Here is a 14105-nt window from a genome sequence, read left to right as displayed (position 1 = left end):
TCGACGTAAAATGGGTGGCCTGATCGAACCGCCCTTTTACGTCTCGATCGTCCGGCGTTTAAGCCGCGGCGCTTTCGGGGGCGATGGCGAACAGGGTCACGCCCTTATATTTGTCGTCTGTTTCGTCATAAAGGCCGTGCATGGCATCGAACGTCTCGTCAAGCACGCTGACTTCATTCAGCCCGGCCAGCTTGAACGTGCCCAGCTTCAGTTCACGCGGCGGCCGGCCTTCACGCTCTATGGTAACGGCGTCGATGAACATTTCGTCGTGGCGGGTATAGAGGATATGCGGCGCCAGCTTCACGACCATCTTGTTATAGGTCGCCATCAGGCATTTCTGGAGCGCGATCGCTTCGAAAATGGTGGTCGGAGAGGTCATAATGGGTTTTCATTACTGATTCGGCGCAATCGTTCAATTGCTTTGTGCGTCGCACCATCACACTATGATGCAACTTGGCGGATTTCCGGGACGAATGCCTTCACAGATTTTGCGTGTGCGATAGCAGGCCCAGCCTCGCCCTCATTGCCCATCGGACAAGCAGCAGCAGCGCCACGGCTCCAAGTCCGCTCGCAAGGCCCAGCCAGATGCCAACACCCTTCAATCCAAAGGGAAAGGCAAGGATGACGCCCACGCCTATGCCGATGATCCAGTAGCCGACAAGGGCAAAGATCATCGGCATGCGCGTGTCCTGAATGCCGCGCAAAACGCCCGCGCAGACCGCCTGCGCGGCATCCACGAGCTGAAACAGCGCCGCCACGCCGAGAAAGCCTATGGCCAGCGAAGCGGTTCTCCCATTGGCGGGATCGCCAGGATCGAGAAAGGCTGAGATCAGGGTTCGGGGCATGGCAAGAAGAAGCATAGCCGCCATCAGCGCAAAGCCGGTTCCGATCGCCAGCGCCAGCCATCCTGCCCGCCCAATCGCCGCCCGGTCTCTTCTTCCATAGGCCAGGCCAACCCGGACCGTCGCGGCCTGGCCGATCCCCATGGGGACCATGAAGACCAGCGCGGCGATCTGGATCGCGACGGCGTGCGCCGCCAGCGAGTCGCGATCGATCAGCCCCATCAGAAAGGCCGAGGCGTTGAACACCGTCGTTTCAAAGCCCAGCGTGATCGCGATCGGCAGGCCTAGCGCCCAGACGGCGCGGTGCCGTTCCCGATCCCGGGTCCAGAACCGACCCAGCAGGCGATAGCGCCGGAAGCGCCGGTCGATCAGGATGACGGCCAGCAGGCCCAGGAACAGGAAGGAGGAGGAAAGGCTGCTCGCGATGCCCGCGCCGAAGAGGCCCAGCGCCGGGAACCCCAGATGCCCGAAGATCAGTGCCCATCCGGCCAAAACATTGAAGGGAATGGCGCAGACCATGATGACAAGGCCCCAAACCGGCCGCTCCAGTGCAGATATGAAATTGCGCAGCGTTGTGAAGCCCAGAAAGGGCAGCAAGGCCCACTGCAGTCCGCGCATCAACAGGCCAGCTTGATGCGCAAGGTCCGGTTCCTGCCCCATGGCGCGCAACAGGGCCTCGCATTCCCATAACAGCGCCCAAGCGGGCAGCACGAACAGTGCCGCCGCGCGCAGGGTCTGATGGACGGTACGTCTGACGTCGCGGACAGAATGGCGACGCCGCCCGCGCTCGCTGGCGATCAGCGGGGCTGCGGCCGTGACCAGACCCATGCCGAAGATCAGGAAGGCGTTGAACAGATTGATCGCCAGAGCCCCCGATGCCACCGCCCCGGCCCCCAGCCGTCCCAGCAACAGCAGATCGGTCGCCGCAATGCCCGCCCAGGCGATGTTGCCCGCGATCATCGGCAGCGCGAGCGCCGTCAGCGCCCCGGCCTCAATGCGCCATGGCGACGCCATCAATGCTTTTTGAAGAGGTGCAGCACCGCAACAACGGCCGCGCCCACGGCCAGACCCACGATTCCCGCCCCGATGGCGTTCACCACCCATTCCGCGACGGGCGCGACGGTGGGGAGGCCATGGGCGGCACCTTCGGCCACCCGATGGATCGTGCCGGGGATGGTCTCCCAATGAAATTCATGCAGTCCATGGACGATCAGCCCGCCACCGACCCAGAGCATCGCCGCCGTGCCGACCACGCCCAATATCGTCATCAGAACCGGCATGGCCTTCACCATGGCGCGTCCCAGCGACCGGGCGCCAACGGAACGCCGTTCGGCAAGGTGCAGGCCGATATCGTCCATTTTCACGATGAAGCCCACCACGCCATAGACGCCCGCGGTGATCAGAATCGCGACGACCGCCAGAATGATCGCCTGTTCCCAGATCGGCTCGCTCGCCACTGTGTCCAGCGCAATTGCCATGATCTCGCCAGACAGTATGAAATCCGTTCGGATGGCGCCGGAAACCTTCTGGTCCTCCAGTTCCTTCGAACTATGCGTGGTCAGCGCCTCTTCGGCCAGATCATGGCCGCCCTGCACGGCTTCCAGCAGCTTTTCCACAGCCTCGAAACAAAGGAAAGCGCCTCCCAGCATCAACAGAGGCGGCAGCAGCCATGGGGCAAAGGCGCTCAACGCGAGCGCGGCGGGCAACAGGAAAAACAGCTTGTTGCGCAGCGATCCCTTGGCGATCTTCCAGATGATCGGCAGTTCGCGATCCGGCGTCAGGCCCATGACATAACGCGGCGTGACGGCGGTATCGTCGATCACGACCCCGGCCGCCTTCGATCCTGCCTTGCCCGCGGCGGCGGCGACGTCATCCAGTGAACTGGCGGTGAGCTTGGCAATTCCCGCTACGTCGTCCAGCAGCGCAATCAGACCCGAAGGCATTGATATTATTCCCCTGTCAGCGCCGGAATGGCGCCCGAAGCCGCCTCATAATGGTCGGACCGGACAGGGGCAATGCTCTACGCCGATCAGTGAAGGCCGCGATAATTGCCCGGCGGGTCGCTGGCGGGGAAGGATTCGTCGATCTGCTCGTCGATCAGGTCCCAGTCCCGGGCGTCGATATGCTGCTCCGCCGGTCCCGCATCGCGGACCGGCCCGGAACTTGTCCCGAGCGCCTTGGCAGGGGGCCACCTGACCTCCTTTGCCCTGAGCTGCCATTCCTTCCAGCCCTTCCAGGCCGCAGCCCCCAGTCCGGTCAGCAAGGCGAGTTTCAAAAACCCCTTCATGTCGGCTTCTCCTGTCGGTCATGCAGATGGACCCAATCCGCCCGATTGTCACTGACGCTGCCGGGCGGCAGGGCGATTTCGCCTTCTTCGTCGGTGCCCGCCGGAGGTTCGGCCGTATGGGGAGCCTGCGCCACGGACCACCGTTCACGCAGAGCGGCGTCGATCATGGCCTGCCATATGCGTGTGTCGCCTGCATCGACCATCGCTTCGTCGGGACTTTTCATGAGGGCGAGCAGGCTGGCCGCATCTTCCACCTTCGTCTGCCAGCGATCGGGGTCACCAGCAGCCAGATGACGGGCCAGCCGTTCGATAAGCGTGCGCTGCTCCATGACGTCTGAACGCCGCCCTGCCTCCTCTGTTCCCGGAATTCGTAACGGCAGTGGAGCGATGTGAACGGGAATGCGCGCTGGGTCGTTAAAGGCGGAGGAACGGCGGGCCAGATGGAGAGACGATCATGCCCAGAGGCGACAAGAGCGGCTATACCGACAAGCAGAAGCGCAAGGCCGAGCATATCGAGGAAGGCTATGAAGATCGCGGCGTTTCCCAGAAGGAGGCGGAGCGACGGGCCTGGGCGACGGTGAACAAGGAATCGGGCGGCGGCAACAAATCCGGCTCTGGACGCGGCAAGCCCGACAGCCAGGTGTCCTCACGCACGGGCGGCAGAAAAGGTGGGGCTGCCTCAGCCAAACGGTCGGCGGCTGATCGATCGGCCGCTGCCAGGAAGGGCTGGGAAACCCGGCGCAGGAAAGCGCATGGATGAAGCTCGAAAGCCCTAATTCTCCAGCCTGATCTCGAACAGCTTCGCCCAATTCTTGCCGGTCACGAACAGCCGGTTGGACTTTGCGTCATAGGCGATGCCATTGGCCACCGCTTCGCTGTCACTTGCGCCGCTGGCCCGAACGAGCGGAGAAATGTCCAGCCAGTCGATCACGGCGCCGGTATGGGGATCGATTCGCGCGATATGGTCGTCATACCAGATGTTCGCCCATATCTCGCCTTTAACATATTCGAGTTCATTGAGCCGTTCGACGGGACGGCCATTCCACGTAACGGTGATGCGCTGTATTTCAGTCAGCTTTTCCGGGTCGAGAAAACGCAGTTGAGCCGTGCCGTCACTCATGATGAGGTTTCGGCCGTCCTGCGTCAGCCCCCAGCCTTCGCCCTCATAACGAAAATCGGAAACCGGGGATAAATCATTGAGTTTCCAGATAAAGCCTTGCCGATGCCGCCATGTGAGGCTGATCAGCCGGTCCTTCCAGTTGACGATGCCCTCGCCAAAATAGGGGCGGGGCAGAACTCTCCGGCTCAATACTTTGCCGGTTCTGGGATCGACCTTGCGGATTTCAGACTGGCCCTCCAGGCCCGTGCTTTCGTAAAAGGCGCCGTCATGAAAGAAGAGGCCTTCGGTGAAGGCGCCCGGATCGTGAGGATAGCTTTTAACGAGCGTCCAGCGGGTCTCCGCCTGAGCCGGGGCCGCCAGCAGAAGCGCGCCCAGCAGCGCTCCAAAAACGGGGTTCATTCTGCCGCTTGCTCCGCCATGGCGCTGGCAAGCCAGCCGGGCAGGATCGCAGGGTCCATATCGTCGACACGCCGCAACTCGATCGACAGGCCAAGGTCGGGCAGGGCGGCCTTCTGACGCTTGTCATCGGCCTCCGCCAGCGGAACGGCCACCAGCCGCCGGTTCACCTTGTTCCGATAATGCATCCGGGCGGTATTTTCCTGCCCGACATAGCAGCCCTTGTCATAATCGACGCCATGCAGTTCCTCGGCATTGGTTTCCAGCCACAGAATCTGGTCCTGCCCCAACTCGCCCACGCCCACGAACACGCCCAGCGCCAGCCGGTGCGCGCGAAAGGCAGCCGATGCATCGCCGCCGTCCGGTTCCGCAATCCAGCGATGCCCCAGCGCGTTCAGCCGGGGATCGAACGGTTTGCCCTCCGCCTCCAGCGCCCAATGCACAGCCAGGACGTCTTCCCGCCCGATCACGACCTTGCGCCGAAGCCGATAGAGCGTCAGCCGCTTCATCAGGGCGTCGACCTGCGCCGCTTCGCAATCGATCAGCACATCTTCGCCATCTGCCCAGAGGATGAAATCGAACAGCGCCTTGCCCTGTGGCGTCAGCATCGCCGTCCAGCGCGGTGCGTCGAATTTCAACCCCAGCACATCGCGCGTCAGCAGGCCTTGGAGAAAGGGTTTCGCTTCTTCGCCGGAAATTCTGATCAGGGCGCGGTCGCTGAGGGTGGTGCCGGTCATCGGCTTTAGGTAGGACACTCCCTAACCATATCCAAGCGGTGAACCATCATGTCCGAAACTTTCGACCTCATCCTCAAAAACGGCACTGTCCACACGCCCGGCGGATCGGAAAGCGTGGATGTGGGCGTGCGCGGCGGCAGGATCGTCGCCATCGGCGGGGCGCTCGGTGATGCGGGGGAAGTGATCGACTGCACCGGCCTTGACGTGCTGCCCGGCTGTATCGACAGTCAGGTGCATTTTCGGGAGCCGGGGCTGGAGCATAAGGAGGATCTCGAATCGGGCAGCCGCGCAGCGGTGCTGGGCGGCATCACGGCAGTGTTCGAAATGCCCAACACCAATCCCAACACCGACACGGCCGATCGCGTGCATGACAAGCTGAAGCGCGCCCATCATCGGATGTGGTGCGATCATGCCTTCTATGTCGGCGCCACTGCCGACAATGCGGAACAACTGAAGGAACTGGAGCGCATTCCGGGCACATCGGGGGTCAAGATCTTCATGGGCGCCTCGACCGGCAGTCTGCTGGTCGACGATGACGATGCCCTGTCCCGCGTTCTGGCCAGCGGCACGCGCCGCGTCGCCATCCATGCCGAAGACGAAGCGCGCATGAATGTCCGCAAGGATCTGCGGGTGGAGGGCGATCCGTCCTCGCATCCGGTCTGGCGCGACGATGAAAGTGCGATGATCGCGACCAAGCGGATCATCGACCTTGCCCGCAAGGCCCGCCGCCGCATTCATATCCTGCATGTGACGACGCCCGCCGAGCTGGAATATATCGCGAAGCACAAGGACATCGCGACCTGCGAGGTCACGCCGCAACATCTGACGCTCGCGGCGGAGGACGCCTATCCGCGCCTTGGCACCTATGCGCAGATGAACCCGCCGATCCGTTCGGGCGCGCATCGCGATGGTCTGTGGCACTGGCTCAATCAGGGCGTCCCCGATGTGCTGGGCAGCGATCATGCGCCGCACACGATCGAGGAAAAGGCGAAATCCTATCCCGCTTCGCCCAGCGGCATGCCCGGCGTTCAGACGCTGGTGCCGCTGCTGCTCAACCATATCACGGAAGGGCGCCTGTCGCTGCGCCGGTTCATTGAACTGACCTCTTCCGGTCCGCAGCGCGTGTTCGGGCTGGTGGGTAAGGGCCGCATCGCCCTTGGCTATGACGCGGACTTCACCATCGTCGACCTCAAGAAGCGCTGGACGGTCGGCAGCGACTGGCTTGCCTCGCGCTGCAACTGGTCGCCCTTCGAGGGGATGGATCTGACCGGCAAGGCGGTCGGCACCATCATCCGCGGCCATCGCGTGATGTGGGAAGATACCCTCGCCAATGAAGCGGTCGGCGAGCCTGTCCGTTTCGAAGCGACGGAATTCGCTTAAGCCATCGCCATCCGGTTGCGGCGGGCGGCTGAAATGCTGTCCGCCGCAAACAGGGCGAGGCCGAGCCAGATGAGGGCGAAGCTTGCCATCTGGCCGGTGGTCAACTTTTCGCCGAACAGCAGAACGCCGCAGAGGAACTGAAGCGTCGGCGCCAGATATTGGAGCAGCCCCAGCATCGCCATCGGCAGGCGATGGGCCGCCGTGGCGAACAGGACCAGCGGAACGGTGGTCACCGCGCCGGAAACGACCAGCAACAGCGTCGTGCCGATATCCTGTCCCAGCGCCGTGTGGCCCTGGAAGACCAGAAAGCCGAGCGCGAAGGGCGCCAGCAACACCGTCTCCACGCCGAGGCCGCTCATCGGCGCCACGGGAGTCAGTTTCCGGACGAGTCCGTAAAAGGCGAAGCTCAACGCCAGTCCGAAGCTGATCCACAAGGTCGTCAGCGCCGATGCGGCCATGATGGCGACGCCGAGGGCGGCGAGGCCGATCGCCACGGCTTGCCCGCGCCGCAGCTTTTCCTTGAGGATCAGGACGCCCAGCCCGACGCTGATCAGCGGATTGAGGAAATAGCCGAGGCTTGCCGCAACCACATGGCCATTGTTGACACCCCACACATAGATCAGCCAGTTGGCCCCGATCAGCAGAGCCGAGACGATCAGAGGCAGCAGCAGTCTTCTGTCGCGCATCGGGCCGGACAGGGCCGCCAGTCTTCGTTGCGCGGCCAGCAGGGCAAGGATCAGAAGCAGCGACCAGAGTATTCGCTGGGCCACGATTTCCACCGCGCCGACATGGTGCAGCAGCCGGAAGAAGATCGGCAGCAGACCCCATGCTCCATAGGCGCCCGCCGCCGCAAGCAGGCCGCCGCGCATCCGGGCTGCCTCTTCGGTCAGAATATGCCTCCGCCCAGGAACAGGCGCAGCGCTCCGAATGCTGCGACCGTGAGGCAGAAATTGCGTCCGCTGTTCCGGCTGGACAGCATGCCGACAAAGGCGCCTATCAGCGCCACTGGCACAAGTAGCCAGTTGAGCGCGCCCAGCAGCGGGAATAGCGCCGGAATCATGAAGATCAGGGTTACAAGTCCGATCAGGCCTGACAATATATTGAGCATGGCGTTCCAGATGGCCTCCTGAAGCAGTCGCTGCAAGGAGCGGGGCAATGCCAGTCGGCAGAAAATGGCCCGCTAAGAAAAAATCAGCGATTCACCAAAATCCCTAACGAAAAATTAACCTCTACTCTTCATGCCTTGTTTACCGAGGGAGTGAAGCCATGGCGTCTGTTCGATCCGTCACATTATTGGCGCTTGTCCTGGCGCTGCCGCTTGCCGGTTGCGGCAAGGGAGACAGGAAAGCTGATCTCAACGCACTGGATGAGGCGCTCACCAACAATGTGGTCGAAGGGCAGATCGTCGTGGACCCCGACAGGATCGGCGGATCCGCGGCCAAATTGCCCGCACTGAAGGGCGACGCTGCGAAGGCGCTGGCCGCATCGGTCAAGCTGGCAGGCGGCAAGCTGCTTGCAACGCCAGCTCCTGCGGAGGGCGAGGCACTGGAATCGACGGAAACGCTGGCGGAGGTCGCCCGCGGACAACAGGGACCGGGGGGAAATGCGGCCTGCCGCAAGCAACTGGCCTATGGCAATCAGTGGGCCAGCCGGATGCCGGAACCCTTTACCCTCTATCCCGGCGCAACGTTGGTCGAAGCGGCGGGCGCGGACAAGAATGGCTGCACTTTGCGCGCCGCATCCTTTGTGACGCCCGTGCCGCGGCAGAGCGTCATGGACTTTTACTATACCCAGGCCCGCCGCGCTGGCTTCGACGCCGAACATAAGCTGATGGGCGGCGACCATGTGCTTGGCGGCACGCGCAAGGATGATGGCAGCGCCTATTTCCTGCTGTTCACCAGCGCACCGGGCGGTCGGACCAATGTCGATGTGATCGCGGATAACGGCCGATAAGCCCAAAATCGCCGATGCTGCCTGGCATTTCGGCGGCTCTTTGCCGGCAGCCGCATGTTCCTGCCCAATGATTGCTTCCCAATTCTTCTGAAAATGCTCTAGGGCGGGCGGCATGACCAATATCTTTCTCGTCATGGCGGGCGGTGCTGCCGGATCGGCGCTGCGCTATCTGCTCGGACGTCTTGCAGGCATGATGGTTCCCGGCGCTTCGTGGCCCTGGGGGACTTTCGGCGCCAACATTATCGGCGGATTTGCCATGGGCCTGCTGGCAGGCTGGCTGGGGCGCTTCGGCAGCGGATGGGGGGAACCGATCCGCCTGCTGCTGGCGGTGGGCGTGCTCGGCGGCTTCACGACATTTTCCTCCTTCAGTCTGGAAACCGTGCTGATGATCGAGCGCGGACAATTGGGCATGGGCCTTGCCTATGCCGTCTTTTCCGTTCTGGGCGCGGTGGGCGCGCTTGCGGGCGGACTTGCGGTAATGAGGAGCGTCGCATGAAGGAGAAATCTTCCGGACCATCACGAGGCCCGCGCAAGCCTGCCATCGCTAAGGACGGCCGAGCCCGCGGCGCGGCAAAGGCTGCGCGTGCCCGTAAGCCCGATGCGCCCAAGGCGGCGCCGAAGCCGGTAGCAAAACCGGCGGCGGCCAAATCTTCCCCGGCCAAGGGGGTATCGCTCGATGTACGGCAGTTTCGCGTGGCTGCCGATGACGACGGCATCCGGCTCGATCGTTGGTTCCAGCGGCATCTGCCCGACATCGGTTTCAACAGCGTGTCCCGCTGGGCGCGCACCGGCCAGCTTCGCGTCGATGGCGCCCGCGCTACCCCCGGCGATCGCGTCGCCGAAGGGCAAACGATCCGGGTGCCTCCCGCCGAACCCAAGGCCGCTGAAAGCGCCAAGCCCAAGCGGGTTCGCCCGCAACTGACCGAAGACCAGATCGCCTTCGCGCAGAGTCTGGTCATTCATCGCGACGCTCAGGCCATCGTCATCAACAAGCCGCCGGGTCTTGCCACCCAGGGCGGCACCAAGACCGACGACCATGTCGACGGGCTGCTCGATGCGCTGGAATATGAACTCGACCAGCGCCCGAAGCTGGTCCACCGGCTCGACAAGGACACGTCCGGCGCGCTGCTGATCGCCCGCACCGCGCGCTCGGCCGCGCATTTCGCCAAGGCCTTTTCCAGCCGCACGGCGCGCAAGGTTTATTGGGCCATCGTCATGGGCGTCCCTTCGATCGAGGACGGCATGGTCGAACTGCCCATCGCCAAGCAACCCGGCACCGGTGGCGAAAAAATGCATGTGGATGAGGAGGAGGGGCTTCCCGCCCGCTCGCGCTACCGCGTGATCGAACGGGCGGGCAATCGCGCCGCCTGGGTGGAACTGCAACCCTATACCGGCCGCACCCACCAGTTGCGCGTCCATATGGCGGCGATCGGGCATCCTATCGTCGGGGACGGCAAATATGGCGGCAAGGAAGCCTTTTTGAGCGGCACGATCAGCCGCAAGATGCATCTTCACGCCCGCCGCATCAGGGTGGACCATCCCGATGGCGGCCGCGTCGACGTTCGCGCGGAATTGCCCGACCATTTCGCCGCCAGCCTGACCTCCCTGGGGTTCGACATTCATGCGGGCGACCTCCCGCTGGACGAGGAGGTCGAGCGCAAGCCCACCCGCGAGGATGAGAAGAAGGCCGCCCGTGCCCACGCCAAGCAGATCCGCAAGGGCCGCAAGGGCGAACGTCGCGCAAGAGGCGCGTCCGGCGGCGGCAGGAGCGGTGGAGCGCCGCGGAAGAAATGACCAATCGTCTCGCCGTTTTCGATTGCGACGGCACGCTGGTCGACAGCCAGCACAGCATTTGCGCCGCCATGATCCGCGCGTTCGAGGGCGAGAAGCTGGTGGCGCCGGAACGGGCCACGATCCTGTCGGTGGTCGGCCTGTCGCTGCCGCTCGCCATGGCGCGCCTGCTTCCGGAGGCTGAGGCCGATTATCACGACCATCTGTCGGAAAGCTACAAGCTGGCATTCCAGCAATTGCGCCGCGAGAACGCAGTGTCGGAACCGCTCTATCCCGGCATCGCCGATCTGATCCGGGAACTGGACAGCGACGGCTGGCTGCTGGGCGTCGCGACCGGCAAGTCGGATCGGGGACTTCAGCTCTGCCTGACCCATCATGGCATTCACGCTCATTTCGTGACGCTCCAGACCGCAGATCGCCACCCGTCCAAGCCGCATCCTTCAATGCTGCTGACGGCCATGGCCGATGCTGGCGCCGCGCCTGAAACCACGGTGATGATCGGCGATACCAGTTTCGACATCGATATGGCGCGGGCTGCTGGTACGCGCGCACTTGGGGTCGGCTGGGGCTATCACACGCCGCAGGACCTGATCGCGGCGGGCGCCCATAGCGTGGCGATGGACAGTGGCGAACTGCGCAGTCATATCGACGCAAGATGACCGATCTGCCTCCGACCCCGCCCGCCGACCCTGAAAAGGTCGCCCGCCAGCGCTTCTTTGCGCTGGGCCTGTTCCGCCTGTCGGGCGCGTTGCTGGTAATGTTCGGCTTCCTCATATTGATGCAGCGCTTCCACTGGGTTCAGGGGAGCAAGGCCAAGGCGATGGGCGCGATCTTCGTTGTCGTCGGCCTGTTCCAGTTCGTCATCGTGCCCCGCCTGCTGCTCGCTCTGTTCCGAAAGCCTCCCCAGCCATGAAGCGCTTTTACAAGGATGTAGCTGTCGTCCCCGGCGCGGCCGGCTTTGAGATTCAGTTGGATGGCCGTCCCGTTCGCACGCCTGCCCGGGCCTCGCTCGCCTTGCCCAATGTCAGTCTGGCCGAAGCCATAGCCGGGGAGTGGCGCTGTCAGGGGGAAACCGTCGATCCGCGCTCAATGCCCTTCACCGGGCTTGCCAATGGCGCGATCGATCAGATCGCGCCCAATCGTGAGAGTTTCGCCGAGGGCATCGCCCGTTACGGCACCAGCGATCTGCTCTGCTATCGTGCCGAGGGGCCTGCCGAACTTATCGCCCGCGAAGCGTCCGCATGGGATCCGCTGCTGGATTGGGCGCGCCATCGCTATGATGTCACGTTCAGGGTAACGCACGGTATCATCCCCGTCGACCAGCCGGTTGAGACGCTGGAGCGCCTTGCGGCAGCCGTTGCTGCCTTCGATCCCTTCACGCTGGCAGGGCTGTCCACGCTGGTGACGCTGTCGGGATCGCTGGTCTGCGGTCTGGCTATCGTCGATGGCGGCCATGACGCCGACGCTATCTGGACCGCCTCCGAGGTCGACGAAGCCTGGGAAGTCGAGCAATGGGGCGAAGATGCCGAAGCGGCGGCCCGTTCGGCGCTGCGCAGGAACGAGTTTGCCATGGCGCGGGACTTTTGCGGGATGACCTGAGCCTGATCGGGTGGGCGCGGGATTGCATCTCTGGTCAATTGGATAGGCAAGGCGCGGGGGGCGCCTTGCATCTGTCTGGAACAAGATATCCAAGGAGACCATGACCTTGCTGCCCCGCACTTTTTTGATTGCCCTGTTGACCGCTGGAACGCCGCTGGCATTTGCCGCCCCGTCTCTCGCTCAGGATGCCGCGGCCCCCTCCGCTGCCCAGATGACCCCTGAGCAGATCGCTGCTTTCAACCAGGCCGTGACCGATTTTACCGCCGGCCAGACGGCCCAGCAGGGCGGCGACAACGGCACCGCGGCCGCCAGATATGAAGCGGCGCTCCCCGCCATCCGGGCGGCCGTCCAGACCGATCCTGCCAAGATTGAAAATGTGAACTTCCTCGCCAACGCCCTTTATGCCGATGCCGCCGCTCAGGGTGCGCTGGGCAAGATGGACAAGGTGATCGCGCTCTACGGCGAATCCGTTCCCTATTGGCGTAAGGTGGTGGAGGCCAAGCCGAGTGACGCCGCCAGCCGCAATATCTTCGCAGGGATCCTGATCCAGATGGGCAATCAGAAGCTGGCTGGGCAGGACAAGACCGGCGCCGATCCGCTTTACAGGGAAGCTCTGACGTTCGCGCGCAAGTCGGTTGCGGAGAATGGCACCGATGCCACGTCCAGGAACATCCTGCTTTCCGCCCTGATCGGCGCCAGCCAGACGGCCAACGATCCGGCGCTTACCAACGAAGCGCTCAGCATGGGCAAGGCGATGTTGAGCGATGGCACCATAGACGCGATGAACAAGCCTTCCATTCAGGCCATGGCGGGTGAAAAGGCAGGCTAAGGACCAGCAAGGGGGCGGGAAGCTGATCGCGCTTTCCGTCCTCCTTCATTCAGGATAAGCCCCGTTCAGGCCACTCCGCCGATGATCTTGTCGGCATAAAGCAACCGCCCCGGCCCAAGAAGGCCGATGAACTGCGGCAACATATGGCGGGCGAGGGCAAAGCAGCCTTCGCTGCGGCCGATCTTGCCCCAGGTCGCGATGTGATTTTCGCTCACATAATCGGCGCCATGAACGACGATCGCCCGCATTTCCGCATTATCATTCTGGGGATCAAGGCCCGCCAGACGCATCGCGCGCCCATGCTGACCCTCGTAAATCTCGCCCGTCTTGAACGCGCCGGAGCAACTGGCGAACGAATTTGGTTCGTTGGAAAAGGACTGAAGCCAGCCGGAATGTTCGGGGTCCGATCCGCGCCCATGAGCAACCAGATAGGAACTGGACTGTCCGCCGATCAGATCGACGACGTGAAAGCGCAATTCCCGTGAGGGCGCGTTGAAATCGGCCAGCGCGACCCTGTCGCGCAATTCGAATCTATGGCCATGCTGATCGAGGGCCGCCTTGGCCCGCTCCAGCAATTTGGCATAGGGCTGTGTCGCCAGAGGCGCGGACGAGGTCGGGCGCGGGGCAGTCGGGGTGCCCGGAAGGGGCGCCGCATCGCGCAGCGAAGCTGCGCGCCCTGCACTGTCAGCTAGAAACGAAAAAGCCAGCCCGCTTAAAGCGAACTTTGTGAAACTACGACGATCCATAAATCCTATATAGCAAATGTACCGGATCACTCCAAGGGCGAGGCCGTGCGGCCTCATCCATTTGTCTGATCCGGCCCGGCAATACCGCCGTCTGGCCCCGATTTTACGGCGAGGCGAGCGCAGGAGGTCATTGGGTCGCGTTGGCGGCTTCTTCCGAGGTGTCGCGGTCCAGGCGCGCTGTCATACCGGTCGCATCGGCATCGTCCTGAATCTGCTGCTGTTCGGAAATGCTGGGCGGAGGGGCGGGTTTGGCAGCTGCTGCATTGTTGCCCGTTTCCGGCGCAGGCACTTCCGGCTCCTCCACGATCACATTTTCCACCGGCGGCTCGACCAGATTATTGGTCACCGGTGCCTCTTCCTCCTTCTTGCCGCAGGCGGCCAAAGCGAGCGCGCCGGCGAGGGCGATGAAAGCGATCTTGCGCATG

At 63.3% G+C, this 14105-nt stretch carries 20 protein-coding genes; 9 read left to right on the top strand and 11 right to left on the bottom strand.

The genetic code is table 11. The features are described from left to right. Positions 1 to 58: 58 nt before the first annotated feature. The 5 genes from ACFC3J_RS04310 to ACFC3J_RS04290 form a co-directional block, all read right to left on the bottom strand. Complete coding sequence (locus tag ACFC3J_RS04310; protein ID WP_375194968.1) at positions 59 to 379, bottom strand: hypothetical protein; 321 nt, start codon at positions 377 to 379, stop codon at positions 59 to 61. Positions 380 to 479: 100 nt separating this feature from the next. Continuing rightward, on the bottom strand, positions 480 to 1856 hold the full coding sequence (locus ACFC3J_RS04305; protein WP_375194967.1) for an MATE family efflux transporter: 1377 nt from the start codon (positions 1854 to 1856) through the stop codon (positions 480 to 482). Then, complete coding sequence (locus tag ACFC3J_RS04300; RefSeq protein ID WP_375194966.1) at positions 1856 to 2785, bottom strand: DUF808 domain-containing protein; 930 nt, start codon at positions 2783 to 2785, stop codon at positions 1856 to 1858. The genes ACFC3J_RS04305 and ACFC3J_RS04300 overlap by 1 nt, the downstream gene beginning before the upstream one ends. Before the next feature lie 86 nt (positions 2786 to 2871). Beyond that, entirely contained in the window at positions 2872 to 3129 is a 258-nt protein-coding gene (locus ACFC3J_RS04295; RefSeq protein ID WP_375194965.1) for a hypothetical protein, read from the bottom strand. Next, positions 3126 to 3458, bottom strand: coding sequence for a hypothetical protein (locus tag ACFC3J_RS04290; RefSeq protein WP_375194964.1), 333 nt, complete (start codon positions 3456 to 3458; stop codon positions 3126 to 3128). Before ACFC3J_RS04290 ends, ACFC3J_RS04295 begins: the two co-directional genes overlap by 4 nt. A 125-nt stretch (positions 3459 to 3583) precedes the next feature. Between ACFC3J_RS04290 and ACFC3J_RS04285 the strand changes: the two genes are divergently transcribed. Further along, the gene (locus tag ACFC3J_RS04285) at positions 3584 to 3889 is read left to right on the top strand and encodes a plasmid stabilization protein (RefSeq protein ID WP_375194963.1); all 306 of its coding nucleotides are present in this window, start codon (positions 3584 to 3586) and stop codon (positions 3887 to 3889) included. A 12-nt stretch (positions 3890 to 3901) separates the two neighbouring features. On the opposite strand, the gene ACFC3J_RS04280 is transcribed toward ACFC3J_RS04285, so the two are convergent. Then, positions 3902 to 4648: a glutaminyl-peptide cyclotransferase gene (locus ACFC3J_RS04280; protein WP_375194962.1), complete on the bottom strand. Its 747-nt coding sequence runs from the start codon at positions 4646 to 4648 to the stop codon at positions 3902 to 3904. Continuing rightward, positions 4645 to 5382, bottom strand: a complete 738-nt coding sequence (locus tag ACFC3J_RS04275; protein WP_375194999.1) for a YgfZ/GcvT domain-containing protein — start codon at positions 5380 to 5382, stop codon at positions 4645 to 4647. Before ACFC3J_RS04275 ends, ACFC3J_RS04280 begins: the two co-directional genes overlap by 4 nt. 48 nt (positions 5383 to 5430) lie before the next feature. Between ACFC3J_RS04275 and ACFC3J_RS04270 the strand changes: the two genes are divergently transcribed. Continuing rightward, the gene (locus ACFC3J_RS04270) at positions 5431 to 6762 is read left to right on the top strand and encodes a dihydroorotase (RefSeq protein WP_375194961.1); all 1332 of its coding nucleotides are present in this window, start codon (positions 5431 to 5433) and stop codon (positions 6760 to 6762) included. On the opposite strand, the gene rarD is transcribed toward ACFC3J_RS04270, so the two are convergent. Together rarD and ACFC3J_RS04260 are read right to left on the bottom strand one after the other, a co-directional pair. Continuing rightward, entirely contained in the window at positions 6759 to 7631 is an 873-nt protein-coding gene (rarD, locus tag ACFC3J_RS04265; protein WP_375194960.1) for an EamA family transporter RarD, read from the bottom strand. The genes ACFC3J_RS04270 and rarD overlap by 4 nt on opposite strands. Positions 7632 to 7648: 17 nt before the next feature. Then, positions 7649 to 7870 (bottom strand): hypothetical protein, encoded by a 222-nt coding sequence (locus ACFC3J_RS04260; RefSeq protein WP_375194998.1) that lies wholly within the window; start codon positions 7868 to 7870, stop codon positions 7649 to 7651. A gap of 158 nt (positions 7871 to 8028) precedes the next feature. Between ACFC3J_RS04260 and ACFC3J_RS04255 the strand changes: the two genes are divergently transcribed. From ACFC3J_RS04255 to ACFC3J_RS04225, 7 genes are all read left to right on the top strand, one after another. After that, a complete protein-coding gene (locus ACFC3J_RS04255; protein WP_375194959.1) occupies positions 8029 to 8715 on the top strand; it encodes a hypothetical protein in 687 nt (228 codons plus the stop codon). A gap of 112 nt (positions 8716 to 8827) precedes the next feature. Beyond that, positions 8828 to 9211 (top strand): fluoride efflux transporter CrcB, encoded by a 384-nt coding sequence (gene crcB / locus ACFC3J_RS04250; protein ID WP_375194958.1) that lies wholly within the window; start codon positions 8828 to 8830, stop codon positions 9209 to 9211. Next, on the top strand, positions 9208 to 10509 hold the full coding sequence (locus tag ACFC3J_RS04245; RefSeq protein WP_375194957.1) for an RluA family pseudouridine synthase: 1302 nt from the start codon (positions 9208 to 9210) through the stop codon (positions 10507 to 10509). The genes crcB and ACFC3J_RS04245 overlap by 4 nt, the downstream gene beginning before the upstream one ends. Then, complete coding sequence (locus tag ACFC3J_RS04240) at positions 10506 to 11165, top strand: HAD-IA family hydrolase (protein ID WP_375194956.1); 660 nt, start codon at positions 10506 to 10508, stop codon at positions 11163 to 11165. The genes ACFC3J_RS04245 and ACFC3J_RS04240 overlap by 4 nt, the downstream gene beginning before the upstream one ends. Continuing rightward, positions 11162 to 11419, top strand: a complete 258-nt coding sequence (locus tag ACFC3J_RS04235) for a hypothetical protein (protein WP_375194955.1) — start codon at positions 11162 to 11164, stop codon at positions 11417 to 11419. The genes ACFC3J_RS04240 and ACFC3J_RS04235 overlap by 4 nt, the downstream gene beginning before the upstream one ends. Next, entirely contained in the window at positions 11416 to 12105 is a 690-nt protein-coding gene (locus tag ACFC3J_RS04230; RefSeq protein ID WP_375194954.1) for an ATP12 family chaperone protein, read from the top strand. Before ACFC3J_RS04235 ends, ACFC3J_RS04230 begins: the two co-directional genes overlap by 4 nt. 100 nt (positions 12106 to 12205) lie before the next feature. Next, positions 12206 to 12934, top strand: coding sequence for a hypothetical protein (locus tag ACFC3J_RS04225; RefSeq protein ID WP_375194953.1), 729 nt, complete (start codon positions 12206 to 12208; stop codon positions 12932 to 12934). Between the two features lie 65 nt (positions 12935 to 12999). On the opposite strand, the gene ACFC3J_RS04220 is transcribed toward ACFC3J_RS04225, so the two are convergent. Further along, positions 13000 to 13680, bottom strand: coding sequence for a murein L,D-transpeptidase catalytic domain family protein (locus ACFC3J_RS04220; RefSeq protein WP_375194952.1), 681 nt, complete (start codon positions 13678 to 13680; stop codon positions 13000 to 13002). Positions 13681 to 13807: 127 nt separating this feature from the next. Continuing rightward, positions 13808 to 14104, bottom strand: coding sequence for a hypothetical protein (locus tag ACFC3J_RS04215; protein WP_375194951.1), 297 nt, complete (start codon positions 14102 to 14104; stop codon positions 13808 to 13810). Position 14105: the final 1 nt, after the last annotated feature.

This window comes from Sphingobium sp. (assembly GCF_041987595.1).
Taxonomy (GTDB): Bacteria; Pseudomonadota; Alphaproteobacteria; order Sphingomonadales; family Sphingomonadaceae; genus Sphingobium.
This window is presented reverse-complemented; position numbering and strand designations above follow the sequence as displayed.